The organism is Pseudomonas sp. C32 (genome assembly GCF_030417915.1).
Lineage (GTDB): Bacteria > Pseudomonadota > Gammaproteobacteria > Pseudomonadales > Pseudomonadaceae > Aquipseudomonas.
The window spans coordinates 100,581-126,044 of sequence record NZ_JAUHUK010000019.1; the positions used below are offsets into that span (position 1 = coordinate 100,581).

Consider the following 25,464-nt stretch of genomic DNA (forward strand, 5'->3'; position numbering starts at 1 on the left):
TGTTTTACTCATTGTACTTGGCCGATCAAGTTCAGCACTGCGTCCGCAGCCTGGTTGGAGGCATCCCGACGCAAGGTCCGGTGAATTTCATCAAAGCCGCGGGTCTGCTCTTCACCACCATCAATCAGGGGCGACAGGGTCTGGGCCAACGCTTCGACCGTCGCATCATCCTGTAGCAACTCAGGCACCAGCAGGCGCTGGGCCAACAGGTTCGGCAAGGAGACGTAGGGGCTTTTCACCATGCGCTTGAGAATCCAGAACGTCAGTGGCGCCAGACGGTAGGCAACCACCATCGGCCGCTTGTACAGCAATGCCTCAAGCGTTGCGGTTCCGGAGGCAATCAGCACGGCATCGCAAGCGGCCAGGGCCAGATGGGACTTGCCATCGAGCAAGGTCAGCGGCAGATCACGGCCGGCCAACAACTCTTCAAGCTGCGCCCGCCGCTGAGGGCTGGCGCAAGGCATGACGAACCGCACACCGGGGCGCATGGCTCGCAAGCGCTGGGCAGTATCGAGAAACAATGCGCCGAGTCGACTGACTTCGCCGCCACGACTGCCCGGCATTAGCGCCACCAACGGTCCGTCGGGCAAGCCCAGTTCTGCCCGTGCAGCGCAGCGATCAGCTTCGAGCGGTATCGTATCGGCCAACGAGTGCCCGACGAACCGTACCGGCACGCCTTTCTCTTCGTAGAATTTCGCTTCGAACGGCAGCAGCGTCAGCATCAAGTCGCAACCCTCGCGAATCTTCAGCACCCGCTTCTGCCGCCAGGCCCATACCGACGGGCTGACGTAATGCACGGTTTTGATTCCGGCCTGACGCAGCTTGAGTTCGATATTGAGGTTGAAGTCCGGCGCGTCGATACCGATGAACACATCGGGTTTCGCGGCGATCAGGTCGGCGACCAGCTTCTTGCGCCGCGCGAGCAGTTCGCGCAACCGGCCCAGCACTTCCACCAGGCCCATGACGGACAGACGCTCCATCGGAAAATAAGACGTCAGGCCCTCGGCCTGCATCAACGGACCACCGACACCGATGAATTCGACAGCCGGGTGGCGAGCCTTGAGCGCGCGCATGAGACCCGCGCCAAGGATGTCGCCGGAAGCCTCGCCCGCTACCAGCGCTATACGCAGACTGGCCATGATTAGCGGGTGATGCCGCGGGTCGAAGACAGGATGGAGTCGCGGAATACGGCCACTTCCGGAAACTGCGCAGAAGGTTCGACCAGTTCGTTGAGCGCCTGCTCGACGGTCAGACCCTGGCGGTAAACCACCTTGTAGGCTCGACGCAACGCATGGATGGCGTCCTCACTGAAACCACGACGACGCATGCCTTCGAAGTTCATGCTGCGGGCTTCGGCAGGGTTTCCGAACACCGTGACATACGCAGGGACGTCCTTGCCAATGGCCGTGCCCATGCCGGAAAAGCTGTGGGCGCCAATGTTGCAGTACTGGTGAACCAGGGTGAAACCGGACAGGATCGCCCAGTCTTCCACGTGCACATGGCCAGCCAGCGCAGTGTTGTTGACCAGAATGCAATGGTTGCCAATGACGCTGTCGTGACCGATATGGGCATAGGCCATGATCAGGTTGTGATCGCCAAGGGTAGTTTCCGAGCGATCCTGAACGGTGCCACGGTGGATGGTCACGCCTTCGCGGATGACGTTGTGATCACCAATGACCAGGCGGGTTTCTTCGCCTTTGTATTTCAAGTCAGGTGTGTCTTCGCCCACCGAGGAAAACTGGTAGATGCGATTATGCTTACCGATTCGGGTCGGGCCTTTGAGGATCACGTGCGGCCCGATGACTGTACCCTCGCCGATTTCCACACCTGCGCCGATGATCGACCAAGGGCCGACCTCGACGCCGTCGGCCAGAACGGCCGTCGGATCGATGATTGCGCGAGAGTCAATCAAACTCATAGCTTGCGTTCCGCACAGATGATTTCAGCCGAGCAGACCGGTTTGCCATCGACCGAAGCCTGGCATTCGAACTTCCAGATCTGGCGCTTGCAGCTCAGGAACTTGGCTTCGAGAATCAACTGATCACCCGGCAGTACCGGCTGACGGAAGCGCAGCTTGTCGGAGCCTACGAAGTAGTAGAGCGTGCCATCGGCCGGCTTTACGTCGAGCATTTTGAATCCAAGGATCCCGGCAGCCTGAGCCATCGCCTCGATGATCAACACGCCCGGCATGATTGGATGCGCAGGGAAGTGACCATTGAAGAATGGTTCGTTGATGCTGACATTCTTGTAGGCGCGAATGCGCTTGCCTTCCACATCCAGATCCACGACCCGGTCCACCAGCAGGAACGGGTAACGGTGAGGCAGGTATTCGCGAATCTCGTTGATGTCCATCATTTCGGGGGGAAGCCTATGTAAAGATTGGGAGCGCGCGACTGATGCGCACTCCTCTAGCAAATCAAGGGAGGCAGTCTAGCGGCTGTGCACACTTGATATGGAAATGGTATCAGCCATCTGATGAAGCATTACCGTCAGGGGTCACTTCCCCTACTTGCTTTTCCAGCTGTCGCAGACGTCGCGCGATATCATCGAGCTGACGAAGGCGGGCCGCGCTTTTGCGCCACTCGGCTGCCGGCTGCATGGCCGTACCGGATGAGTAAGCGCCCGCCTCGGTAATCGAATGGGTCACCATGGTCATGCCGGTGATGAAAACGTTGTCGCAAACTTCGATGTGCCCTACCAGCCCGACACCACCGGCCAGCATGCAGTGCTTGCCGATTTTGGTACTGCCGGAGATGCCCACGCACGCCGCCATGGCAGTGTGGTCACCCACCTGAACGTTGTGGGCAATCTGGATCTGGTTGTCGAGCTTCACGCCATTGCCAATGATGGTATCGGCCAATGCACCGCGGTCAATGGCGGTGTTCACGCCAATTTCCACATCATCGCCAATCAATACACCACCGATCTGGGCGATTTTCTGCCAGATACCTTTCTCGTTGGCAAAACCGAAACCTTCGCCACCGAGTACTGCACCCGACTGAATCACCACACGCTTGCCGACACGAACGTCGTGATACAGCGTGACACGCGGCGCAAGCCAACCACCTTCACCGATTTCACTCCGCGCGCCGATAAAGCAGTGCGCGCCTACAGTGACACCGGCTGCAATACGCGCCGAACCTTCAATGACCGCAAAGGCCCCGACGCTCGCCGTTGGGTCAACCACCGCATCCGCCGCAATCACCGCTGACGGGTGAATACCCGCAGCTGCCTTGGGCTTGGGATCGAACAGATGAGAAACACGGGCGTAGGCTGCGTACGGATCAGGCACCACCAGCGCATTACCGGCAAATCCTTCGGCATCAGCGGCTTTCAGCAACAAAGCTGCAGCCTGACTGCCTGCCAGGTATTTACGGTACTGGGGGTTTGCAAGAAAGCTCAACTGAGCTGGGCCAGCCTCCTGCAAGGTGGCTAGCCCAGTGATTTCTTTCTCCGGGTCACCACGCAATGTGGCGCCGAGGAACTCGGCCAACTGGCCGAGTTTAATAGTCGCGGTCATGGATTACTTCAGCTGATTCATGCGCTCGATAACCTGGCGCGTGATGTCGTATTGAGGCTTGACATCAATTACTGCGCCACGCTCGAAGACCAGGTCAAAAGCACCTTTCTTGATGACTTCTTCCACAGCGCTGTCCAGTTTCGGCTTGAGCTGCTTCAGCATTTCACGGTCGGCAACGGCTTTTGCTTCGTTCAATTCTTTGGACTGGAACTGGAAGTCACGGGCCTTTTGCTTGAACTCAAGCTCCAGACGCTCGCGCTCGCCTTGCTGCATTTTGTCACCGCCAGCCATCAGACGATCCTGAATACCCTTGGCGCTGCTTTCCAGCGTCTTGAGTTTGGTCAGTTGAGGACCGAACTTCTTCTCGGCATCCACGGCGTACTTCTTGGCTGCGTCGGACTCCAGCAACGCCATCTGATAGTTCAGAACGGCGATTTTCATGTCGGCAAATGCCGGACCTGCTACCAGTACGGAAGCGAGGAGAACCAATTGAGTCAACTTACGCACGATGCACTCCTACAAAATCCATTGTCGTTATCTTGGGTCAGACGCTTAGAACGTCTGGCCGAGGGAGAATTGGAACACTTGAGTTTCAGCGTCATCCGGTTCCTTGACTGGCATTGCCAGGGCGAAACTCAGAGGACCCAGTGCGGTGACCCAGGTCACACCCACACCGACGGAACTGGCCATATTACTCAGGCTGATGTCATTGCATTGGGTGTTGGACTTCGTGCCATCCGCTCTGACGGTATCCGAGCAAGATGAATCGAATACGTTACCCACATCCCAGAACAGCGAGGTACGCAGCGAACGCTGATCCTTGATGAACGGCAGCGGGAACAGAACCTCCACACCCCCCTGGATCAGGACATTACCGCCGAACGGCAGCGGATCCTGGTCCGGGTCGAGCTGCGTGCCAGGGTTCTTGCCGGTACTTGGCGTACTGCGCGGCCCCAGGGTGCTGTCCTTGAAGCCACGTACCGAGTTGAAACCACCAGCATAGTAGTTTTCGTAGAATGGCAAGCCATCGGTCGAACCGTAACCGTCGCCATACCCCAGCTCAGTGTGCAGGCGCATGGTGTAGTTCTCGCTCAATGGCTGGAACAACTGGCCACGGTAATCGAGCTTGAAGAATGACAGGTCGCTGCCTGGTGTAGTCGTTTCCAGCACCAGGCTTTGGGAGTGACCGCGCGTTGCGAGCACGCCCTTGTTCAGGGTGGACTCGGACCAACCGGCCGAGGCCTTGAAGTTCAGGTACTTGTCGCCTTCCTGCTCAACGAAGTCGAAGATCTCGTCAACGGTGTACACACCCGTCTTGATCTCGTCCTGCTGCGCGGTCAGACCGAAGGTCAGACGCGAAGTCTCGCTGATCGGGTAACCAACGCTCACACCCGCGCCCAAGCTGTCTACGGAGTAGCTCGCTACGTCGACATCGAGGTCGTCATAGTCGGTGGTGCGGTAGAACACGTTGTAACCCAGGCTCACGCCATCAGCGGTCCAGTAGGGGTCGACATAACCGAAGTTATAGCGGCTCTGGTATTCGCTTTTGGTCAAGCCGACGCTGACCTTGTTACCGGTACCCAGGAAGTTGTTCTGAGTGATCGAACCACCCAGGATCAAACCGGCGCTCTGGGCAAAACCGACGCTCGCGGTGATCGAACCGGAAGCCTGCTCTTCAACGCTGTAGTTAACGTCAACCTGGTCATCGACACCCGGTACGGCCGGGGTTTCGACGTTGACTTCCTTGAAGAAGCCCAGACGCTCCAGACGGGTCTTGGACTGGTCGATCAGGTAGGTCGAAGCCCAGCCGCCTTCCATTTGACGCATTTCACGACGCAGCACTTCGTCTTCGGACTTGGTGTTGCCACGGAAGTTGATGCGATTCACATAAGCACGCTTGCCAGGATCGACTGCAAACGTGATGTCTACCGTATGGTCGTCATCGTGCGGTTGAGGTACACCGTTGACGTTGGCGAAGGTATAGCCTTCGTTACCCAGTCGACGAGTGATCAGCTCGGAGGTCGTGGTCATCAGCTTGCGCGAGAACACCTGACCCTTTTGCACCAGCAGCAAGGACTTGACCTGGTCTTCAGGGACTTTCAGGTCGCCACTCAGCTTCACGTCACGAACGGTGTATTTCTCGCCTTCGTTGACGTTGACGGTGATGTAGACGTGTTTCTTGTCCGGCGTGATGGACACCTGGGTCGAAGCGATATCCATGTTGATATAGCCACGGTCCAGGTAGTAGGAACGCAGACGCTCCAGGTCACCGGACAGCTTTTCACGTGCGTACTTGTCATCGTTCTTGAAGAACGACAACCAGTTGGTGGTCTTGAGTTCGAACAGGTCGATCAGGTCTTCGTCGGGGAAGACGGTGTTGCCCACCACGTTGATGTGCTGGATCGCGGCAACGGTACCTTCGTTGATATTGACCTTCAGCGCGACGCGGTTGCGCGGCTGCGGTACCACTTCGGTATCGACGGTAGCCGAGTAGCGGCCCTGAGCGACGTACTGACGTTGCAGTTCGTTACGCACACCTTCAAGCGTCGCGCGCTGGAAGATCTCGCCTTCGGCCAGACCGGATTGTTTGAGGCCTTTCATCAGGTCTTCGGTAGAGATCGCCTTGTTACCTTCGATCTCGATACTGGCGACCGACGGGCGCTCGACTACCGTGATGACAAGGACATTGCCGTCACGGCCCAGCTGGATATCTTGAAAGAAACCGGTTTTGAACAACGCACGAGTGGATTCCACCAGGCGACGATCATCCGCCTGTTCACCGACGTTCAACGGCAAAGCACCAAAGACACTACCCGCGGAGACCCGCTGGAGGCCATTGACGCGAATATCAGAGATAGTGAAGGACTCGGCGTGAACTTCGGCGATCATCAATACGGTGAGAACCGCAGTTAGCAGCAGACGTTTCATGAAGTCCTTTCTTATTCCAACTGGCAATAAACAAACTGCCGCAAAATGCGGCAGATTCGCAATTCAGCGAAGCGTTACAGTCGACCCAGATCATTGACCAGAGCAAGCAACATCACCCCGATCACCAAACTGATACCGATCTGTATCCCCCAACCCTGCACCCGATCTGACAAGGGACGACCACGCGCCCACTCGATCAGATAAAACAACAAATGTCCCCCATCCAGTACCGGAATGGGCAACAGATTCAGAACCCCCAGGCTAATACTCAGATAAGCAAGGAAATTCAGGAAATCAGCAACACCCGACTGGGCCGAAGCGCCCGCCACTTTAGCAATGGTTATCGGTCCACTCAAGTTTTTTACCGAGAGCTCACCGAACAACATTTTCTTGAGCGAATCAAGGGTCAGCACACTCATGGTCCAAGTGCGTCGAGCGCCTTCGCCGATTGCGGCCAATGGGCCGTAGCTGACTTCGCGAATCATCTCCGGCGGCCACTCAACCGCTTTTACTCCAGCCCCCAGATAGCCACTGGGTGCTTTGCTCTGACCACGAGAAGCCAATGTCACCGGGACGTCGATTTGAGCACCGTCACGCTCGACCCGCAGCATGATCTTGCTATCAGGCTGTTTGCGGACGGTATCCACCACCTGCTGCCAATCATCCAGCGAGCGACCATCGAGAGCCAGCAAACGGTCACCGGTTTTCAGCCCGGCAGCCTGAGCAGGGCCCTTTGGATCGAGCTCAGCCAACACGGGCGGCAATGCCGGACGCCATGGGCGGATACCCAACGAATGGATCGGATCAGGCTCATCAGCGCCCTTGAGCCATTTATTCAGCACCAGCTCACGGGGCGTGTCGACCGTAGAACCTTGCTCGCGAACCACAATTTGCAGCGAACCGCTTTCCCCCAGACGGCGGACCAACTGCAAATTCACCGCTCCCCAGCCGGAAGTCGCCTCACCATCAATGGCCACGATTTCCTGGCCCGGGTTCAACCCTGCCTTGGCCGCAATGCTGCCAGACTCGACAGCACCAATGACCGGACGCACCTGGTCGCTGCCAAGCATTGCCAACACCCAGAAAAACACCAGGGCCAGCAGGAAGTTGGCAATCGGCCCCGCCGCTACGATAGCGATGCGCTGACGGACGGTTTTGCGGTTGAAGGATTGATCGATCTGATCGAGCGGCACTTCGCCTTCGCGCTCGTCGAGCATCTTCACGTAGCCACCCAGAGGGATGGCTGCCACCACAAACTCGGTGCCTTGCTTGTCATGCCAGCGCAGAAGCGGCATGCCAAAGCCTACGGAGAAACGCAGCACTTTGACCCCACAGCGACGCGCGACCCAAAAATGGCCGAACTCGTGGAAGGTAACCAGCACACCCAGTGCGACCAGGGTGCCGACAATCATATAGAGCGCGCTCATCTACTTTCTCCGCAATCCTATCCGCTGCTGCCTCGCCCAATGCATACGGGCATTTACCGCCCGTGACGGCTCAGCCATTGCCCGGCCAACTGTCGCGCCCTCGCGTCGGCGATGAACACCGCCTCAAGATCGTCGACCGCGACTACGGCTTCCAGATTCAATACTTCCTCGATAATACTCGCGATTTCCGGGTAACGAACCCGTCCATCGAGAAATGCTGTCACCGCCACTTCATTCGCTGCATTGAGCATGGCGGGAGCACTATTACCGGCTTCAGCCGCTTGTCGCGCCAATCGCAGGCACGGGAAGCGCTCTTCGTCGGGCGTCTGGAAATCCAGGCGCGCAATGGCAAACAGGTCCAGCGGCGCAACCCCCGAATCAATTCGTTCGGGCCAGGCCAGCGCGTTGGCAATGGGTGTACGCATGTCCGGATTGCCCAACTGCGCCAATACCGAACCGTCGATATAGTCGACCAGCGAGTGAATCACGCTCTGCGGATGAATCACCACTTCTACCTGCGACGGCTTGGCATCGAACAACCAGCAGGCTTCGATCAACTCAAGGCCCTTGTTCATCATGCTGGCCGAATCCACGGAAATCTTGCGACCCATGGACCAGTTCGGGTGCGCACACGCCTGCTCAGGGGAAACATGCGCCAACTCGGCCAGGGGTGTCTGTCGGAACGGACCACCGGAGGCTGTCAGCAAAATACGACGCACGCCCACATTGCTTAGACCACGAGAAAAATCCAGCGGCATGCACTGGAAAATCGCGTTGTGCTCACTGTCGATCGGCAGCAACACCGATCCACTTTTGCGTACGGCCTGCATGAACAAAGCGCCGGACATGACCAGCGCTTCTTTGTTGGCCAGAAGAATTTTCTTGCCAGCCTCGACCGCCGCCAGGGTCGGGCGCAACCCCGCCGCACCGACAATAGCCGCCATGACTGCATCGACTTCAGGATCGGAAGCCACCTGACACAGCCCTTCCTCGCCGACCAGCACACGGGTCGAAAGGCCCGCAGCAAGCAGATCATCCTGCAAGCGCCGAGCAGCACCGGCCTCGGGCACCACGGCAAACCGTGGCGAGTGACGCACACAAAGCGCAAGCAGTTCACTCAAACGAGTGAACCCACTCAGGGCAAACACTTGATAACGCGCTGGATGCCGCGCAATAACGTCGAGGGTGCTCAGGCCAATCGAACCCGTAGCCCCCAAAACGGTAATCTGCTGTGGGCAACTCATGGCGCCGCCATCCACAGCAGCACGGCAAACACCGGAATGGCTGCTGTCAGGCTATCGATCCGATCCAGCACACCACCGTGACCCGGCAGCAGGTTACTGCTGTCCTTGATCCCGGACTGGCGCTTGAACATGCTTTCCGTGAGGTCGCCCACCACCGAAACAAACACGATGACGGCCGCGCCGACCAGCCCCATCAGCAGCTCTGCGAAACTCCAGTCACGTGAAACACCGACGATTGCAGTGATGACCAGGCTCAACAACAAGCCGCCATACACCCCTTCCCAGCTTTTGCCGGGACTGACTTGCGGGGCCAGCTTGCGCTTACCGAAGGCCCGGCCGGAAAAGTACGCACCGATATCGGCGCCCCAGACCAGTACCATCACCGCCATGATCAACCAGTTACCCAACGGTTCCTGCTTGATCTGCACCAGCCCTTGCCAGGCCGGCAGTAAAATCAGCAGCCCGATGACCAGCTTGCACGCTGCACTGGCCCAGTGCTCGCTGCTGCGGGGGTACGTCAGCACCAGATACGTCGCCACACCCCACCAGAGCACCGACGCGCCCAACACCCAAGGTGCCAGGCCCGGCAAGATATGCATGACAAACAGTATTGCCGCGACAACCACAGCGTACGCGACCCGAATCGGCTGAGCGGTAAAGCCTGCCAAACGAGCCCATTCCCAGGCACCAAGGGTCACGACCAGACCGATAAACAGCGCAAAACCGGACCCCTCCAGCAGGAAAAACCCGCAGAGGGCAATCGGCAGCAGGATCAGCGCGGTGATGATTCGTTGTTTAAGCATTAAACCCGGGCTCCAGCCTCGACCTGCTCGCTCGTTTTACCGAAGCGACGCTGGCGGGATGCGAAATCGGCCAGCGCGTTACGCATGGCATCGTGTTTGAAGTCCGGCCAGAACAGGTCGGAAAAGTACAACTCGGCGTAGGCCAGCTGCCACAGCAGGAAGTTGCTGATGCGGTGCTCGCCACCGGTGCGGATGCACAGATCCGGCAACGGCAGGTCGCCGGTTGCCAGGCAGGTCTGCAGCAACTCCGGCGTGATGTCTTCCGGACGCAGGTGCCCAGCCTGAACTTCTCGAGCCAGTCGCTGCGCGGCTTGCGCGATATCCCACTGACCGCCGTAGTTGGCGGCGATCTGCAGAACGAAACGATTGGCACCGGCCGTCATGGTCTCGGCCTCACGCATGGCTGCCTGAAGCTCGGGATGGAAGCGCGAACGATCACCAATGATGCGTAAACTGATGTTGTTGTCGTTGAGGCGCTTGGCCTCACGACGCAACGCCTTGAAGAACAAATCCATCAATGCACTGACTTCATCGGCCGGGCGCTGCCAGTTCTCACTGGAAAACGCGAACAGGGTCAATACTTCGACCCCGGACTCAGCACACACCTCAATGACCGCGCGAACCGCGTCCACGCCCGCCTTATGCCCGGCAACGCCTGGCATAAAGCGTTTTTTTGCCCAGCGATTATTACCATCCATGATGATCGCGACATGACGCGGCACTGATGCCGGCGCAGTCTTCTTGGTCTTTTCCATGAAAGCTCGACCCTTATACGGCCATCAGGTCTTTTTCTTTCTGCGCCAAATCCGCGTCGATTTTTGCCACGAATTTCTTGGTCAGATCGTCGATTTCGCCCGTAGCGCGACGCTCTTCGTCTTCACTGATGGCCTTTTCCTTGACCAGATCCTTGAGCTGGCTGTTCGCATCGCGACGGATGTTGCGCACGGCAACACGAGCGTCTTCAGCAACATCACGGGCCTGCTTGGTGAAGCCCTTGCGGGTTTCTTCGGTCAGGGCCGGCATGGAGATCAGCAGCAGTTCGCCAAGGTTGGTCGGGTTCAGGTTCAAACCTGCGCTACCGATGGCCTTGTCGACGGCACCCAGCATGTTGCGTTCAAAGGCAACCACTTGCAGGGTACGGGCGTCCTTAACGGTGATGTTGGCCACTTGCTTGATCGGGGTGTCGGAGCCGTAGTACGGCACCATCACACCTTCCAGAATGCTTGGGTGCGCCTGGCCGGTACGAATACGGCCGAAGTTGTGCGCCAGCGATTCGACGGATTTCTGCATGCGCTCTTGAGCGTCTTTCTTGATTTCGTTGATCATTGTTGGCCTTCCTCGATCAGGGTCCCTTCAGCGCCGCCATGCACGATGTTCAGCAGGGCGCCGGGCTTGTTCATGTTAAATACGCGCAGCGGCATCTTGTGGTCGCGGCACAGACAAATGGCCGTCAGATCCATCACGCCCAGCTTGCGATCCAGCACTTCATCGTAGGTCAGATGATCGAACTTCTCGGCATGCGGGTCTTTGAATGGGTCCGCGGTGTAAACGCCATCGACCTTGGTCGCCTTGAGCACGACATCGGCATCGATTTCGATTGCACGCAGGCAAGCTGCCGAATCCGTGGTGAAGAACGGATTACCGGTACCCGCCGCGAAAATCACGACTTCCTTGGCGTTCAGGTGACGCATGGCTTTGCGACGATCATAGTGATCGGTCACACCCACCATGGAAATGGCCGACATCACGATGGCCGAGATATTGGCACGTTCCAGCGCGTCGCGCATGGCCAGGGCGTTCATCACAGTGGCCAGCATGCCCATGTGGTCGCCTGTCACCCGATCCATGCCTGCTGCGCTCAGCGCTGCACCACGGAACAGGTTGCCGCCGCCGATGACCAGACCGACCTGAACGCCGATACCGACCAACTGGCCAACTTCCAGTGCCATGCGATCCAGAACTTTCGGGTCGATCCCGAACTCTTCCGAGCCCATCAGGGCCTCGCCGCTAAGCTTGAGTAGAATGCGTTTATAGCGAGCCTGATAACCACTGCCCTGCTGAGCCATTGCGAATCTCTCCTGCGGCGTATTTTAAAAATTCTTTGCGAGCTGTTTACAGCTGGCGTTCACTCTAACTGGCGCTGCGTCAGCGCCATCGGAACATGGCTTTGTAAGCCAGTTCCCAACGGAAACCAATAAAAAACTGGTCCCCATCTGAAAAGAGGCTGCGCGCGTGAGCGGGCAGCCTCTTCAGGGCGACAGTTAAAAAACCGTCTTATTGCTTGGCAGCAGCCAGTTGAGCAGCAACTTCTTCAGCGAAGTTATCAACTGGTTTCTCGATGCCTTCGCCTACTTTGAAGTAGGTGAAGGATACGATTTCAGCGCCGGCTTTCTTGGCCAATGCACCCACGGTGATTTCCGGGTTCATGACGAAAGCTTGCTCAACCAGGCTGGCTTCAGCCAGGAACTTGGTGATACGGCCAGCGATCATCTTCTCGACGATTTCAGCTGGCTTGCCTTTCATCTTGTCTTCGTTCAGCGACAGGAAAACGGCTTTCTCACGCTCGATGGCTTCTGGCGAAACCTGCGATGGCAGCAGGAACTCAGGGTTGCTTGCAGCCACGTGCATGGCGATCTCTTTGGCCAGCTGAACATCGCCGCCCTTGAGAACAACAGCAACACCGATCTTGTTACCGTGCAGGTAGGTGCCGACAACGTCGCCCTCTACGCGTACCAGGCGACGAATGTTGACGTTTTCGCCAACTTTGGCCACCAGGGCTTCACGAGCCGATTCCTGAGCGGCGATCAGCGGAGCTGCGTCGGTCAGTTTTTCGTCGAAAGCTTTTTCTACGCTGGCAGCAACGAAGTTTTTGAAGTCGTCTTGCAGGGCCAGGAAGTCGGTCTGCGAGTTGACTTCCAGCAGCACGGCTACCTTGTCGTCAGCCTTGATGGCGATAGCGCCTTCAGCGGCAACGTTGCCCGCCTTCTTGGCAGCCTTGATGGCGCCCGAAGCACGCATGTCATCAATGGCTTTCTCGATGTCGCCGCCGGCCTTGGTCAAGGCCTTTTTGCAATCCATCATGCCTTCGCCGGTACGCTCGCGCAGTTCTTTGACCAACGCTGCAGTAATCTCTGCCATTTCAAAATCCTCTTGGATAGGTTTTCAACCATTCCACCCGATCGAACGGGCGTTCAATTCTTCCCGAACCACCCTTGTTAGCTGCCACACGTTACAAATAGAACAGTGGGCGCCGACAAATGGTTTTCGAGGTGGCAAAAAGGGGGCCAAGCCCCCTTTTTGCTTACTGAGTCAACGCCAAGGCGTCAATTACTCAGCTGCAGCCTGAGTTTCTTCAGCTGCGAACTCTACAGTGCCGCCGGAAACATTGTTGCGACCACGGATAACAGCGTCAGCCATCGAACCCATGTACAGCTGGATAGCGCGGATTGCGTCATCGTTGCCTGGGATGATGTAGTCAACGCCTTCCGGGCTGCTGTTGGTATCGACTATGCCGATAACCGGGATGCCCAGCTTGTTGGCTTCGGTGATCGCGATGCGCTCGTGATCAACGTCGATAACGAACAGAGCGTCTGGCAGACCGCCCATGTCCTTGATACCACCCAGGGAACGATCCAGCTTTTCCAGGTCACGGGAGCGCATCAGCGCTTCTTTCTTGGTCAGCTTGGCGAAAGTACCGTCTTCGGCTTGTACTTCAAGGTCACGCAGACGCTTGATGGAAGCACGGATGGTTTTGAAGTTGGTCAGCATGCCGCCCAACCAGCGGTGATCGACGTACGGCGAACCGCAACGTGCTGCTTCTTCAGCAACGATCTTGCCAGCGGAACGCTTGGTGCCGACGAACAGAATCTTGTTTTTGCCCTGGGCCAGACGCTCTACGAAAGTCAAAGCTTCGTTGAACATTGGCAGGGTTTTTTCAAGGTTGATGATGTGGATCTTGTTACGCGCGCCGAAAATGTATTTACCCATTTTCGGGTTCCAGTAACGGGTCTGGTGACCGAAGTGCACACCGGCCTTCAGCATATCGCGCATGTTGACTTGGGACATGATAGTTCCTTAATAAGTCGGGTTTGGCCTCCACGTATCCCAATGACCAACCAGCAGCTTCAGCTGAAGGCACCCAGGTCATCGTGTCGACACGTGTGTGGATTTAGGCTTTTCGGGGCATCCCCGGAAAGCGGCGCATTTTATATCATAAGACAGGGGAAAACGGAACCCGGATTCTGAAATCCCGGCAGGCGCTTTGCGCAGTCCCTTGGAATCAGCCAAGAATGCACCATTCTATAGAGAGAAGCGATGCACTCAGGCGCAGATTTGCGCTGATCGTCTGGTAGAATCGCATTTTTCAGGGCTGCGAAGTTCGATCGCGCAACGCCCTTTCCGTTTAAAAAGCGCCATTGAGCGCAGAGAGAGCCTGTATGACCGTCAACCTCAAAACCCCCGAGGACATCGCAAAAATGCGTGTCGCCGGCAAACTGGCCGCCGATGTGCTGGAAATGATTGCTGAATACGTCAAGCCCGGCATAACCACTGATCAGTTGAACCAGATCTGCCATGACTACATCGTCAACGAGCAGAAGGCCATCCCTGCCCCGCTCAACTACAAGGGCTACCCAAAGTCGATCTGCACGTCGATCAACCATGTGGTCTGCCACGGCATCCCGAACGACAAGCCGTTGAAGGATGGCGACACCCTGAACATCGACGTCACGGTCATCAAGGATGGCTACCACGGCGATACCAGCCGCATGTTCCACGTCGGCAGCGTGCCGGTCTGGGCCGAGCGCCTGTCCCAAGTGACCCAGGAATGCATGTACAAGGCGATTGAAATCGTCAAACCCGGCTGCCGCCTGGGTGACATCGGCGAAATCATTCAGAAGCACGCTGAAAAGAACGGTTTCTCGGTGGTTCGCGAATTCTGCGGCCATGGCATTGGCAAGGTGTTCCACGAAGAGCCGCAAATCCTGCATTACGGTCGTGCCGGCACCGGTATGGAGCTGAAAGCGGGCATGACCTTCACCATCGAACCGATGATCAACCAGGGCCGCGCCGACACCAAAGTGCTGGGCGACGGCTGGACCGCGATCACCAAGGACCGCAAGCTGTCGGCCCAATGGGAACACACCCTGCTGGTCACCGAAACCGGCTACGAGATCTTCACCCTGCGCAGCGATGACACCATCCCCCGCGTTTCGGCCTGATCCCGACACCGACTACAGCCTATAGAAAGGAAAGCCAATCGATGCCGCAGGTGGATCCCGAACTCTTCGACCGCGGCCAGTTCCAGGCTGAACTGGCTCTGAAGGCAAGCCCCATCGCTGCCTTCAAGAAGGCGATCCGCCAGGCCCGCGAAGTGCTCGACGCACGCTTTCGCAGCGGCCGGGATATTCGTCGGCTGATCGAGGATCGCGCCTGGTTCGTCGATAACATCCTGCAAAAGGCCTGGGATCAGTTCAACTGGAGCGAGGACGCCGACATTGCGCTGGTCGCGGTCGGCGGCTACGGTCGCGGTGAATTGCACCCTTATTCCGACATCGATTTGCTGATCCTGCTGGACAGCGCCGACCACGAAGTTTTCCGCGATTCCATCGAGCGTTTTCTGACGCTGTTGTGGGACATTGGTCTGGAAGTCGGCCAGAGCGTTCGCTCGGTCGATGAATGCGCCGTCGAGGCCCGTGCCGACCTGACAGTCGTCACCAACCTGATGGAAAGCCGCACCATCGCCGGCCCCGAACGCTTGCGCCAGCGCATGCTGGATGTCACCAACACCGGCCACATGTGGCCAAGCAAGGACTTTTTTCTGGCCAAACGCGCCGAGCAGAAGGCCCGCCACCACAAATACAACGACACCGAGTACAACCTGGAACCCAACGTCAAAGGCTCGCCCGGCGGACTGCGGGATATCCAGACGATTTTGTGGGTGGCCCGTCGCGAATACGGCACCTTGAACCTGCGCGCACTGGCTGGCGAAGGCTTTCTGGTCGAGAGCGAAAACGCTTTGCTGGCGTCCTCACAGGAGTTTCTGTGGAAGGTTCGTTACGCCCTGCACATGCTCGCCGGGCGCTCCGAAGACCGCCTGCTGTTCGATCACCAGCGCACCATCGCCGGGCTGCTGGGTTTTGTTGGCGATGACGCCAAGCAAGCCATCGAAAACTTCATGCAGCAGTATTACCGGGTGGTGATGAGCATTGCCCAGCTCAGCGACCTGATCATCCAGCACTTCGAGGAAGTCATCCTCGCGCCGGAAGACGAAGCGCCGCCACAGCCGATCAACGCACGGTTCCAGCTGCATGACGGTTATATCGAGGCGCGCAACGACAACGTGTTCCGCCGCACGCCATTCGCCATGCTCGAAATTTTCGTGCTGATGGCCCAGCAGCCGGAAATCAAAGGCGTGCGCGCCGACACCATTCGCTTGCTGCGCGAGAACCGTCACCTGATCGATGACGACTTCCGCAATGACATACGCAACACCAGCCTGTTCATCGAACTGTTCAAATGCAAGTTCGGCATCCACCGCAACCTGCGTCGAATGAACCGTTACGGCATCCTCGGGCGTTATCTGCCGGAGTTCGGCTTTATTGTCGGGCAGATGCAACACGACCTGTTTCATATCTATACGGTCGATGCCCACACCCTGAACCTGATCAAACACCTGCGTAAGTTGCAGTACACCCAGGTGTCGGAAAAATTCCCGCTGGCCAGCAAAACCATGGGCAAGCTGCCCAAGCCCGAGCTGATTTACATGGCCGGCCTGTACCACGACATCGGCAAGGGACGGCACGGTGACCACTCGGACATCGGCGCAGTGGACGCCGAGGCCTTTTGCCAGCGTCATCAGCTACCCGCCTGGGATAGCCGCCTGATCGTGTGGCTGGTGCAAAACCACCTGATGATGTCGACCACCGCCCAGCGCAAGGACTTGTCCGACCCGCAGGTGATTCACGATTTCGCGCAGATTGTCGGCGATGAAGTCCATCTCGATTACCTGTACGTGCTGACTGTCTCCGATATCAACGCCACCAACCCGACGCTGTGGAATTCCTGGCGCGCCAGCCTGTTGCGCCAGCTCTACACCGAGACCAAGCGTGCATTGCGTCGCGGCCTGGAAAACCCTGTGGACCGCGAAGAGCAGATCCGTCAGACCCAGAGCGCCGCCCTGGACATCCTGGTGCGCGGCGGTACCGATCCGGACGATGTCGAGCAGTTGTGGGCGCAGCTGGGCGATGATTATTTCTTGCGCCACACCGCCGGTGACGTCGCCTGGCACACGGATGCGATCCTCCAGCAGCCGACCGACGGCGGGCCACTGGTGCTGATTAAGGAAACCACCCAGCGCGAGTTCGAGGGTGGCACACAGATTTTCATTTACGCACCGGACCAGCACGACTTTTTCGCCGTGACCGTGGCCGCGATGGATCAGCTCAACCTGAACATTCACGACGCCCGGGTCATCACGTCCAGCAGCCAGTTCACACTCGACACCTACATCGTGCTCGACACCGACGGCGACTCGATTGGCGACAACCCGGCGCGGGTCAAACAGATCCGCGAGGGCCTGACTGAAGCCCTGCGCAACCCGGATGACTACCCGACGATCATCCAGCGCCGGGTTCCGCGTCAGCTCAAGCATTTCGCCTTTGCACCCCAAGTGACGATCCACAACGACGCCCAGCGCCCGGTGACGGTCCTCGAACTTACTGCTCCCGACCGCCCGGGGTTGTTGGCGCGCATTGGCACGATCTTCCTGGAGTTCGACCTGTCGCTGCAGAACGCCAAGATCGCCACCCTCGGCGAACGGGTGGAAGACGTGTTCTTCATCACCGACGCGCATAACCAGCCGCTGTCCGATCCATTGCTGTGCAGTCGTTTGCAGGATGCGATCGTCGAGCAGCTGAGCGTCAACCACGAACCCAATATCAAACTGTCGCGCATCAGCATCTGAATCAATCCGGGGGGCGAACCTGCCCTTTGTAGGAGCTGGCTTGCCAGCGAAGGAATCAAAAGCGCCACGTTTACCCGGTAAGCAAGCGTTTTCGTTGACGCCCATCGCTGGCAAGCCAGCTCCTACAGGAACCAGGGCTTGCCCGCTCCTACACCGAACGAGATACATCGATGAACAACGCTCTGTCCCAGCTCCAGCCCTACCCTTTCGAGAAACTCCGCGCCCTGCTCGGCAGCGTGACGCCGAGCCCGGACAAGCGCCCGATTGCGCTGTCCATCGGCGAGCCGAAACACCGCTCCCCGAGCTTCGTCGCCGAAGCCCTGGCCAGCAATCTGGAAAAAATGGCGGTGTACCCGACCACCCTCGGCATCCCGGAGCTGCGTGAATCTATTGCGGCTTGGTGCGAGCGTCGTTTCGGCGTGCCGAACGGCTGGATCGACCCGGCGCGTAATGTGCTACCGGTCAACGGCACCCGCGAGGCGCTGTTCGCCTTCACCCAGACCGTGGTCAACCGTGGCGACGACGCGTTGGTGGTCAGCCCGAACCCGTTCTATCAGATCTACGAAGGTGCGGCGTTTCTGGCCGGGGCCAAGCCGCATTACCTGCCATGCCTGGACGAAAACGGTTTCAACCCGGATTTCGATGCCGTTTCACCGGACATCTGGAAGCGCTGCCAAATTCTTTTCCTGTGTTCACCAGGCAACCCGACCGGCGCCTTGATCCCGGTCGACACCCTGAAAAAGCTGATCGCCCTGGCCGACGAATACGACTTCGTGATTGCCGCCGATGAGTGCTACAGCGAATTGTATTTCGACGAACAAACCCCACCGCCGGGCCTGCTCAGCGCCTGTGTCGAACTGGGCCGCAAGGACTTCAAGCGTTGCGTGGTGTTCCACAGTCTGTCCAAGCGTTCCAACCTGCCAGGCTTGCGTTCAGGTTTTGTCGCGGGCGATGCCGACATCCTCAAAGGCTTCCTGCTTTACCGCACCTACCACGGCTGCGCGATGCCGGTTCAGACTCAACTGGCCAGCGTTGCCGCGTGGAACGACGAAGTGCATGTACGCGCCAACCGTGCGCTGTATCGCGAGAAGTTTGATGCCGTGCTGGAAATCCTCAGCCCGGTGCTGGACGTACAGCGCCCCGATGGCAGCTTCTACCTGTGGCCGAACGTAGCCGGGGACGACGCTGCGTTCTGCCGCGATCTGTTCGAGCAAGAGCATGTGACGGTGGTGCCGGGCTCTTATCTGTCGCGGGATGTTGATGGTGTTAATCCAGGCGCCGGCCGCATTCGCATGGCGCTGGTTGCGCCGTTGGCGGAGTGTGTTGAGGCTGCCGAGCGCATCCGTTCGTTCATCCAGCGCCGCCAGGGCTGAGGCCTATTTTACCTGGCCCAGCTTGGCTTCACTCAGATCCAGCTCCGCCAACACCTCTCGCAACACGTCATCACCAATCTGGTGATGACGGCTGAGGCTGTACAACTCCAGCCGCTGTGCCTTCAACGCCTTCAACCGCAAACGTCGCTCCAGCAAGTCCATCTGAAACGCCAACGCCTGGGCCTCTGCGGAATCGTTGAACACCTCCAGCTGATGGCGATATTCGGACATGATCCGCGCCTTCAGTTCGGCGGCCAATGCTGCCTCGGCCGCATCCTGGGCGCTGGCCTCTTCAACTTCCAGTGCATGAATAGCCGCTTCGGCGGTCTTGCGCCACGCCTCGCGCACTTCGTGGCGACGCTTGTTGTCCGGGCTGATATCGATACCGCGCAGCAACAGCGGCAAGGCGATACAGGCGGCGATCAGCGACAACAGGATCACGCCGGCGGCGATAAAGATCAGCAGGTCGCGCTCCGGAAATACTACCCCGCCCATCAGCAGCGGCACCGACATCACACCCGCCAGCGTCACCGCTCCGCGAACGCCGCCCACGGTCAGCAACCAGCAGGACCGCGCGGTCGGTACTTGCGTCATTTCGCCCTTGCCACGCAAGCGGCGCAGGAAAACCGACAACCGCCAGGTGCTCTGCACCCAAACGAACCGCAATAGCAGCAGCACCAGGAAGATGGCCACAACATCAAAACAGCGATACAACAGCGTCGGCCATAGCGACGTTTCATGACTGGCCACGGCCTTGATGATGTCCGGCAACTGCAAGCCCAACAGCAGAAAAATCAGACCGTTGAAAGCAAATTCCAGCAACGACCAGACGCTACGATTAAGCAGTCGGGTGCTGGTCTGACGCGGCAGCAGGTCGAGCCAGCTTTGCATCATCCCCGCCGCCACCGCCGACAGAATGCCCGATGCCCCAAGCCGTTCGGCCAGTACATACGCCGCAAACGGCAGCAACAACATGAAGACGACATGGGTGGCCGGATCATCCCAACCGCGATTGATCATCCACGCCCGCAGACGGCCGACCAGCCAGCTCAAGGCCACGCCGACAGCCAACCCTCCGACGGCGACCAGCACGAACGTGAGGCTGGCATTGGCCAGGGAGAACACACCGGTGACAGCCGCTACCAGCGCAAACTTGAATGTCACCAGGCCTGAGGCGTCGTTCATCAGCGCTACTCACTATATGTGGGCACAAATGAACAACTCGCCATATGCACAGATGGATGGACAGATTCGGGAACCAAGCCTTCCCAACGAAAAGACAACACTACACGTATGGCTCAACCAGACGCTGACGCAATTGTCGAAAAAATCGACATTGGGCGGTGCGATCCTCTATGCCCTCAATCGGTGGCAGGCGCTGACGCGCTACAGCAATGATGGCCGTATCGAAATCGACAACAATGCCGCCGAGCGCGCGTTGCGCGCCGTCGCATTGGGCCGCAAAAATTACCTGTTCGCCGGTTCCGATGCCGGCGGAGAACGAGCGGCTGCGATTTACAGCCTGGTGGGTACTGCCAAGCTAAACGGATTGAACCCACAGGCGTATCTGACCTACGTGCTTGAGCACATTGCCGAGCACCCGATCAATCGGGTGAGCGAGTTGCTGCCCTGGAACATTTCCTTGAACCACACTGAACACTGCGAGGCCGCCTGATCCATGGTTAAAACTGTCCGTTTACCCAAACCCGCCACCGATCTGTTGCTGCTGCACATTGAGCTGAAGTGGATCACTCCGACGATCTGGCGTCGGTTCGCGGTGCCTGAAAACATTACCTTGGGCAAACTGCACCATGTCATCCAGGTCGTGATGGGTTGGGGTGATAGCCATCTGCATGAGTTTGAAATTGCCGGTGAGAATTACGGCATGCCCGACCCTGAAGGTTGGGGCCCGACGGTAAACCCGGAAGCCCGTAAAACGCTGATCAAGGCACTTAGCGGAAAGCGGACATTCAATTATCTCTATGACTTTGGTGACAGTTGGCATCACCGTATCAAGGTCGAAAAAACACTCCCCGCTATTGCCTGTCCTCAGGTTCCGTATTGCATAGACGGCGCCAATGCGTGTCCCCCGGAAGACGTGGGTGGCGGGCCTGGTTACGAGGACTTTCTAGAGGCGATGGCCAACCCCGATCATCCAGAGCATGACGCGATGGTTGAATGGCATGGAGATGTTTTTGATCCAGCGGCATTTGAGTGCGAGCGCGTGAACCAGTGGTTTAAACGGATTAAAGTTTGAGCCGCAAGGCGGTGTAGCTCGGACGCTTACGATAAACACACGTTTCGGTAGTCAACATAATCGGCGGAGAACTGACGCTCAGGATTGTGCAATTTCAAACCCCTGCCCCAACGACAAATCGGTATGTCCGAAGAGGGCATGATGATCACGCAAAAAAAGAGTCAAGCCATGCAATGCGCAATCCCGGATCAATGGTCATGGATTGTCACGAAATGAAAAAGCGCTGTCGCCAAATGAAACATTGGCAATCCCCCCGTCTATAGACTCCTTTTCACGGTTCTGCGGAGCAAGCCCCACTCGGCGGTGCGCCCGATCAGCGCAATGCCGGCCGTATGGTCTTCAGTCCTGAAGGAGAATAAACAGATGCGTGTAGAACAACTCACTGCCAATCTTGAAGCTGTGCGGATAGGCATGCGGCTCATCAATGCCCCACATGACGGTTCATTCAACGAGATCGAGAGACTTCTGCAGCGCAAAGCGCTGTTCACGCTCGATCGGGACGCTTTCCATCCAGATTACATGGCCTTAGCCCTGCACTTCGGTGCGCGCGGGGACGATTGAGTATTGATATCGCTCTGTTGGACGAGGAATCGACCTTGGTTTCATAGGAACTGCCAGATTTTACGTAGCAGCGCAGACTTCAAAACGGTACCTGCGTTTTTACACACTCTGGGCCTTTTTCTGCCGGTCATGGTTACGGAACATGCTGGACAATTCCGATGCAAATGGGTCGTCAAGTCAGTGCAATTACCCATTTGGTATTACCTGATCTGGAAAAACACGCGACCTAACCTTAGTTTTCGACAGAATAGAGGTAGCTACGCAAGGCGTGTCCGCCGGGCGCTTACGACCTATTACGCTACACGTTTTGCGAAGACCAAAAACGTGTCGCTACTTTGATCCCACTGAGATCTCGCTGACTGGTTGCCACCTACCACAGGCTTCTCCTTTTCGCCTTTTGTCCAGAGGTGGGGCGTGGCAGTCGAGTTTTCCGACCTAGTGTATTGGCTCTCTCTCCGTTCTCTGGAGCCACAGAAGCCGACCACTTAGCTTAACCATTAGGCCCAATTCGGTCGCAGGTAACCAAACATGACTGAACACTCGTTGCACTCTTCATACCGTGAAAAGCTAATCGAGCATTTGCTCATCGGTGAGTTGTTGAAATTCTCATGGAAAACCAAAGATTTCAGTCTTGAAATATCTAAACCTGAGGTCGACAGATCTGGCTACGATATCATTGCCGAAGCAAATGGCATTATTCGACACATTCAACTAAAAGCCACCTTTATTGGATCGAAGACGGCAACACATAAAATCCATATTTCGCTGGCAAAAAAACCGTCTGGCTGCGTAGTTTTAGTTTACTTCAATAATGAAACACTTGAGCTTGGGCCATATTATTTTTTTGGCACTAGCCCTGGCCAGCCACTAGCCAGTCTAGAGGATCTAAAAACCGCCAAACACACAAAAGGTGATGCTGCCGGTTTAAAATCAGAAAGGCCGAATATTCGCATATTGAACAAAGGCAGCTTCATTGAATTGAAAACCATACATGAGTTATACAGCCAACTATTTGGAAACGCCTGATAGTATCCCCTTAACCGTTTACCTATCCCTTATCGTAAGGGGAAACGGTATCCTGTCTGTTGGCGCCGACGCCGAACTGATCCAGTTGCCAAGATGTCACTGACCCAGTCAGTTCGTCCGGAACGAATTATCTACGCGAGATTTCTGCAGATTTAGAGGTGGGTCAGTCTTACTTCAGCACTGCGTCCGCGTCAACAGCACTGTGCACCGTCATAAATTGTCTCAGCTTAAGCCCGTCCCATTGTTGAAATCGTTTCCTTTTGCCGGTACTTGTAGGTCACCAATGTCAGCACAGAAAGCACCCATGCACGCAAGATTCAGAGTAATTGAAACCACCACACTGGTGGATGGCAGCAAGCGATACAGGGTTGTTGATCTTGTCGAGGGAGGGGCAGCCAGCAAGCATGGCGTGTTCAAAGTCAGGACAGACGCGGAGGCTGTTTGTACGACATTAAATGCTGAGCATCCGAGGCAGTTGGCAGTGCGTGATTCTGCACCGCGCAGTACCTACTGAGCAGGTACGGTAGCTGGGCAGTTCGCTGACCTGTTGCTGGATTTCGGCCACTAACTCAGCGTCGTTCATAAGCCTGCGTCGCCGTGTCTTGGGCGATACCAATTGTTTGATTCGAACCGTTAATTGCGAGCGCGCCACACCGAGACATTCGCTGACCAGCTTCACTGGTCGTCCCCCGGCAACAAGGGTGAGTGCGCAATCCATTTTCGCGACCGGGCGATCTCCACGGCCTCTTTGAGGATTTCTGCTTCCATCGTCTTCTTGCCCAGCATCCGTTGCAGTTCACGGATATGCTTGAGTGCATCGCTCAGCTCCGAGGCCGGCACCACGGCTTCACCAGCACTGACCGCCGACAGGCTGCCGTCCTGATAGAGCTTGCGCCACAGGAACAACTGGTTGGCATTGTTGCCGTTGCGCCGAGCGACGACCGACACACTTTGTCCTGGCTCAAGGCTCTCGCGAACCATAGCCAGCTTTTGCTCCGGGCTCCAGCGGCGCCGCCGCTCCTGGCCCAAAAGCTCCCCACTCTTATCGTTGCTGTTAGTCATAAACATAACCGTTTGCCTATCCCTTATCGTAAAGGGGGAAACGGTGTCCTGTCTTTCATGGGGCTCGTTCACGGGCCTATGGTTACAGCTAACTGCCGAGGCTTGAAAATAATGTTTAGAATGAATTTGCGTAAATACAACACTCCCAGCGGAAGTCTTCTCGACTGGACGAGTGTTTGGACATTATCGGGAGACTTTGTGGTTTGTAACGGGTGCAAGACTATCCAGATTATTCGGCATGCCGAAACACCTTTCCAGCATCATGCTGGATGTCCTAAGGCCAAAAAAAGTACTAATCCCTGGGGAGACCTAAGGCACATATTGGGCCGCATTCCAATCACTCCCAGTTAAAGCTAGCGGATGCGTCCGGCCATCTCGTTCTGCGCAACTAAACCGGTTGGCTGCAGCAAGAGCGATCGTGCGGCGTATGCTGCGAGGAAGTCTTTCATCAATACCTCAACGAGTGTTTCAGCGGACGCTGCGAATCCCTGACGACAACAGGGAGTACCCACTGCCGCCTGGAAAACTTGCCACTGAGAATCTACGGGCCGGAGCGGCTTGCCGGTACAAAGCAATGGAGCGCGTACGTGAGAAAGCCACCTATGAAAATCATCATCGAAGAATGGGATGGTGACGGTGCGATTCCAATTCCCGATGAGGCATTGCAGGAGCTCGAACTGGATGTCGGCGACGCGGTGTACCTGATAGAAGAATTTATCGGCAACACGCGCTGCCTTGTCCTATCAAAGACGCCTCAAATAGCCGATCGAATAGACGAGCTCACTGGAGCCTGGGATAGCGGACGCCAGGGCAACGCCGAGGAAAAATGAGGCAGCGCGAAATGCGCTTACTTCAATCAGTCATGGCAGGCCGTGGAACTCGCATAGGGCATGTAAGAAGACTTAGGGTCGAGCCGGGCTTAAGCCCGAAGGATCGATAGCCAAAGTATCTTTAGTTGCGCAGCCCAACAAGTCGCCTATCGAATCTCACACGAGAACTCCCCTCTCCAGTCGGCCAATTAGATCGAAGACTGCCTTCGTTTCCATCATATCCAGAGGACGCTTCGAACCAAGGCCTCGAACGGGCGTGATCATACATTCCGTAGCAGTGGCGGCATCATTTTCGAACAGGGAAAGGGCTTCGTCAAAGACAGCTACCAATGCGACGAGGCGGTAGCTTTCTACGGTGTTAAACCCTCTGTACATCACCAAACATCCAATAGAGATCACGGCGAATGAAGACCGGAGTTGCGGCAAAGGATGGTCTTTCTGAGGGCAAAACTGTAATCGGTGACTATGCT

At 57.0% G+C, this 25,464-nt stretch carries 21 protein-coding genes and 3 pseudogenes; 8 read left to right on the plus strand and 16 right to left on the minus strand.

The window, feature by feature from the left end:
• Nucleotides 1-8: 8 nt before the first annotated feature.
• The 14 genes from lpxB to rpsB form a co-directional block, all read right to left on the minus strand.
• Complete coding sequence (gene lpxB / locus QYH43_RS21005; RefSeq protein ID WP_177408825.1) at nucleotides 9-1,142, minus strand: lipid-A-disaccharide synthase; 1,134 nt, start codon at nucleotides 1,140-1,142, stop codon at nucleotides 9-11.
• Nucleotides 1,142-1,918 carry an acyl-ACP--UDP-N-acetylglucosamine O-acyltransferase gene (gene lpxA, locus QYH43_RS21010; protein ID WP_095152015.1) on the minus strand — a complete coding sequence of 259 codons (777 nt, stop codon included), beginning with the start codon at nucleotides 1,916-1,918 and terminating at the stop codon, nucleotides 1,142-1,144. Before lpxA ends, lpxB begins: the two co-directional genes overlap by 1 nt.
• Complete coding sequence (fabZ, locus tag QYH43_RS21015) at nucleotides 1,915-2,355, minus strand: 3-hydroxyacyl-ACP dehydratase FabZ (RefSeq protein WP_007907157.1); 441 nt, start codon at nucleotides 2,353-2,355, stop codon at nucleotides 1,915-1,917. The genes lpxA and fabZ overlap by 4 nt, the downstream gene beginning before the upstream one ends.
• A gap of 109 nt (nucleotides 2,356-2,464) precedes the next feature.
• A complete protein-coding gene (lpxD, locus tag QYH43_RS21020; protein ID WP_095058915.1) occupies nucleotides 2,465-3,520 on the minus strand; it encodes a UDP-3-O-(3-hydroxymyristoyl)glucosamine N-acyltransferase in 1,056 nt (351 codons plus the stop codon).
• 3 nt (nucleotides 3,521-3,523) lie between these two features.
• Complete coding sequence (locus tag QYH43_RS21025) at nucleotides 3,524-4,027, minus strand: OmpH family outer membrane protein (RefSeq protein ID WP_007990260.1); 504 nt, start codon at nucleotides 4,025-4,027, stop codon at nucleotides 3,524-3,526.
• A 45-nt stretch (nucleotides 4,028-4,072) separates the two neighbouring features.
• Nucleotides 4,073-6,448: an outer membrane protein assembly factor BamA gene (gene bamA, locus QYH43_RS21030; protein ID WP_095058916.1), complete on the minus strand. Its 2,376-nt coding sequence runs from the start codon at nucleotides 6,446-6,448 to the stop codon at nucleotides 4,073-4,075.
• Between the two features lie 74 nt (nucleotides 6,449-6,522).
• On the minus strand, nucleotides 6,523-7,875 hold the full coding sequence (rseP, locus tag QYH43_RS21035) for a sigma E protease regulator RseP (protein ID WP_095152014.1): 1,353 nt from the start codon (nucleotides 7,873-7,875) through the stop codon (nucleotides 6,523-6,525).
• A gap of 53 nt (nucleotides 7,876-7,928) precedes the next feature.
• Nucleotides 7,929-9,119: a 1-deoxy-D-xylulose-5-phosphate reductoisomerase gene (gene ispC / locus QYH43_RS21040; protein WP_095152013.1), complete on the minus strand. Its 1,191-nt coding sequence runs from the start codon at nucleotides 9,117-9,119 to the stop codon at nucleotides 7,929-7,931.
• Nucleotides 9,116-9,922, minus strand: coding sequence for a phosphatidate cytidylyltransferase (locus QYH43_RS21045; RefSeq protein WP_095152012.1), 807 nt, complete (start codon nucleotides 9,920-9,922; stop codon nucleotides 9,116-9,118). Before QYH43_RS21045 ends, ispC begins: the two co-directional genes overlap by 4 nt.
• Entirely contained in the window at nucleotides 9,922-10,677 is a 756-nt protein-coding gene (gene uppS, locus QYH43_RS21050) for a polyprenyl diphosphate synthase (protein ID WP_095058920.1), read from the minus strand. The genes QYH43_RS21045 and uppS overlap by 1 nt, the downstream gene beginning before the upstream one ends.
• Nucleotides 10,678-10,690: 13 nt before the next feature.
• The gene (gene frr, locus QYH43_RS21055) at nucleotides 10,691-11,248 is read right to left on the minus strand and encodes a ribosome recycling factor (RefSeq protein ID WP_053159597.1); all 558 of its coding nucleotides are present in this window, start codon (nucleotides 11,246-11,248) and stop codon (nucleotides 10,691-10,693) included.
• A complete protein-coding gene (gene pyrH / locus QYH43_RS21060; RefSeq protein WP_003172271.1) occupies nucleotides 11,245-11,988 on the minus strand; it encodes a UMP kinase in 744 nt (247 codons plus the stop codon). The genes frr and pyrH overlap by 4 nt, the downstream gene beginning before the upstream one ends.
• Nucleotides 11,989-12,196: 208 nt before the next feature.
• Nucleotides 12,197-13,060, minus strand: coding sequence for a translation elongation factor Ts (gene tsf / locus QYH43_RS21065; RefSeq protein ID WP_095058921.1), 864 nt, complete (start codon nucleotides 13,058-13,060; stop codon nucleotides 12,197-12,199).
• A 189-nt stretch (nucleotides 13,061-13,249) separates the two neighbouring features.
• On the minus strand, nucleotides 13,250-13,987 hold the full coding sequence (gene rpsB, locus QYH43_RS21070; protein WP_301157987.1) for a 30S ribosomal protein S2: 738 nt from the start codon (nucleotides 13,985-13,987) through the stop codon (nucleotides 13,250-13,252).
• A 371-nt stretch (nucleotides 13,988-14,358) separates the two neighbouring features.
• Between rpsB and map the strand changes: the two genes are divergently transcribed.
• From map to dapC, 3 genes are all read left to right on the plus strand, one after another.
• Entirely contained in the window at nucleotides 14,359-15,141 is a 783-nt protein-coding gene (gene map / locus QYH43_RS21075) for a type I methionyl aminopeptidase (protein WP_095058922.1), read from the plus strand.
• A gap of 41 nt (nucleotides 15,142-15,182) precedes the next feature.
• Complete coding sequence (locus QYH43_RS21080) at nucleotides 15,183-17,885, plus strand: [protein-PII] uridylyltransferase (RefSeq protein WP_095058923.1); 2,703 nt, start codon at nucleotides 15,183-15,185, stop codon at nucleotides 17,883-17,885.
• Between the two features lie 170 nt (nucleotides 17,886-18,055).
• A complete protein-coding gene (gene dapC, locus QYH43_RS21085; protein ID WP_095058924.1) occupies nucleotides 18,056-19,258 on the plus strand; it encodes a succinyldiaminopimelate transaminase in 1,203 nt (400 codons plus the stop codon).
• A 3-nt stretch (nucleotides 19,259-19,261) separates the two neighbouring features.
• Here the strand turns inward: dapC and QYH43_RS21090 are convergent.
• Nucleotides 19,262-20,449: pseudogene (locus QYH43_RS21090) on the minus strand (cation:proton antiporter); the annotation flags it as partial.
• Nucleotides 20,450-20,543: 94 nt separating this feature from the next.
• Between QYH43_RS21090 and QYH43_RS21095 the strand changes: the two are divergent.
• The 4 genes and pseudogenes from QYH43_RS21095 to QYH43_RS21110 all read left to right on the plus strand — a co-directional run.
• Nucleotides 20,544-20,933, plus strand: a pseudogene (locus QYH43_RS21095) (transposase); the annotation flags it as partial.
• Nucleotides 20,934-20,936: 3 nt separating this feature from the next.
• A complete protein-coding gene (locus tag QYH43_RS21100) occupies nucleotides 20,937-21,515 on the plus strand; it encodes a plasmid pRiA4b ORF-3 family protein (RefSeq protein ID WP_095056205.1) in 579 nt (192 codons plus the stop codon).
• A 363-nt stretch (nucleotides 21,516-21,878) separates the two neighbouring features.
• Nucleotides 21,879-22,076, plus strand: a complete 198-nt coding sequence (locus tag QYH43_RS21105; RefSeq protein ID WP_007944291.1) for a hypothetical protein — start codon at nucleotides 21,879-21,881, stop codon at nucleotides 22,074-22,076.
• A 528-nt stretch (nucleotides 22,077-22,604) separates the two neighbouring features.
• Entirely contained in the window at nucleotides 22,605-23,102 is a 498-nt protein-coding gene (locus tag QYH43_RS21110) for a hypothetical protein (RefSeq protein ID WP_301157988.1), read from the plus strand.
• Nucleotides 23,103-23,625: 523 nt separating this feature from the next.
• Here the strand turns inward: QYH43_RS21110 and QYH43_RS21115 are convergent.
• A pseudogene (locus QYH43_RS21115) lies at nucleotides 23,626-24,170 on the minus strand (transposase); the annotation flags it as partial.
• A 596-nt stretch (nucleotides 24,171-24,766) separates the two neighbouring features.
• Between QYH43_RS21115 and QYH43_RS21120 the strand changes: the two are divergent.
• Nucleotides 24,767-24,994: an AbrB/MazE/SpoVT family DNA-binding domain-containing protein gene (locus tag QYH43_RS21120; protein WP_301157989.1), complete on the plus strand. Its 228-nt coding sequence runs from the start codon at nucleotides 24,767-24,769 to the stop codon at nucleotides 24,992-24,994.
• Nucleotides 24,995-25,464: the final 470 nt, after the last annotated feature.

Bases quoted from the DNA above. Each gene is read 5' to 3' on its own strand.
- rseP (WP_095152014.1), bottom strand. From the start codon at position 7,875: ATGAGCGCGCTCTATATGATTGTCGGCACCCTGGTCGCACTGGGTGTG.
- lpxA (WP_095152015.1), bottom strand. From the start codon at position 1,918: ATGAGTTTGATTGACTCTCGCGCAATCATCGATCCGACGGCCGTTCTG.
- QYH43_RS21110 (WP_301157988.1), top strand. From the start codon at position 22,605: ATGACTGAACACTCGTTGCACTCTTCATACCGTGAAAAGCTAATCGAG.
- rpsB (WP_301157987.1), bottom strand. From the start codon at position 13,987: ATGTCCCAAGTCAACATGCGCGATATGCTGAAGGCCGGTGTGCACTTC.
- bamA (WP_095058916.1), bottom strand. From the start codon at position 6,448: ATGAAACGTCTGCTGCTAACTGCGGTTCTCACCGTATTGATGATCGCC.
- QYH43_RS21120 (WP_301157989.1), top strand. From the start codon at position 24,767: ATGAAAATCATCATCGAAGAATGGGATGGTGACGGTGCGATTCCAATT.
- dapC (WP_095058924.1), top strand. From the start codon at position 18,056: ATGAACAACGCTCTGTCCCAGCTCCAGCCCTACCCTTTCGAGAAACTC.
- tsf (WP_095058921.1), bottom strand. From the start codon at position 13,060: ATGGCAGAGATTACTGCAGCGTTGGTCAAAGAACTGCGCGAGCGTACC.
- uppS (WP_095058920.1), bottom strand. From the start codon at position 10,677: ATGGAAAAGACCAAGAAGACTGCGCCGGCATCAGTGCCGCGTCATGTC.
- map (WP_095058922.1), top strand. From the start codon at position 14,359: ATGACCGTCAACCTCAAAACCCCCGAGGACATCGCAAAAATGCGTGTC.
- pyrH (WP_003172271.1), bottom strand. From the start codon at position 11,988: ATGGCTCAGCAGGGCAGTGGTTATCAGGCTCGCTATAAACGCATTCTA.
- ispC (WP_095152013.1), bottom strand. From the start codon at position 9,119: ATGAGTTGCCCACAGCAGATTACCGTTTTGGGGGCTACGGGTTCGATT.
- frr (WP_053159597.1), bottom strand. From the start codon at position 11,248: ATGATCAACGAAATCAAGAAAGACGCTCAAGAGCGCATGCAGAAATCC.
- lpxD (WP_095058915.1), bottom strand. From the start codon at position 3,520: ATGACCGCGACTATTAAACTCGGCCAGTTGGCCGAGTTCCTCGGCGCC.
- QYH43_RS21105 (WP_007944291.1), top strand. From the start codon at position 21,879: ATGCGTGTAGAACAACTCACTGCCAATCTTGAAGCTGTGCGGATAGGC.
- QYH43_RS21080 (WP_095058923.1), top strand. From the start codon at position 15,183: ATGCCGCAGGTGGATCCCGAACTCTTCGACCGCGGCCAGTTCCAGGCT.
- fabZ (WP_007907157.1), bottom strand. From the start codon at position 2,355: ATGATGGACATCAACGAGATTCGCGAATACCTGCCTCACCGTTACCCG.
- QYH43_RS21100 (WP_095056205.1), top strand. From the start codon at position 20,937: ATGGTTAAAACTGTCCGTTTACCCAAACCCGCCACCGATCTGTTGCTG.
- QYH43_RS21045 (WP_095152012.1), bottom strand. From the start codon at position 9,922: ATGCTTAAACAACGAATCATCACCGCGCTGATCCTGCTGCCGATTGCC.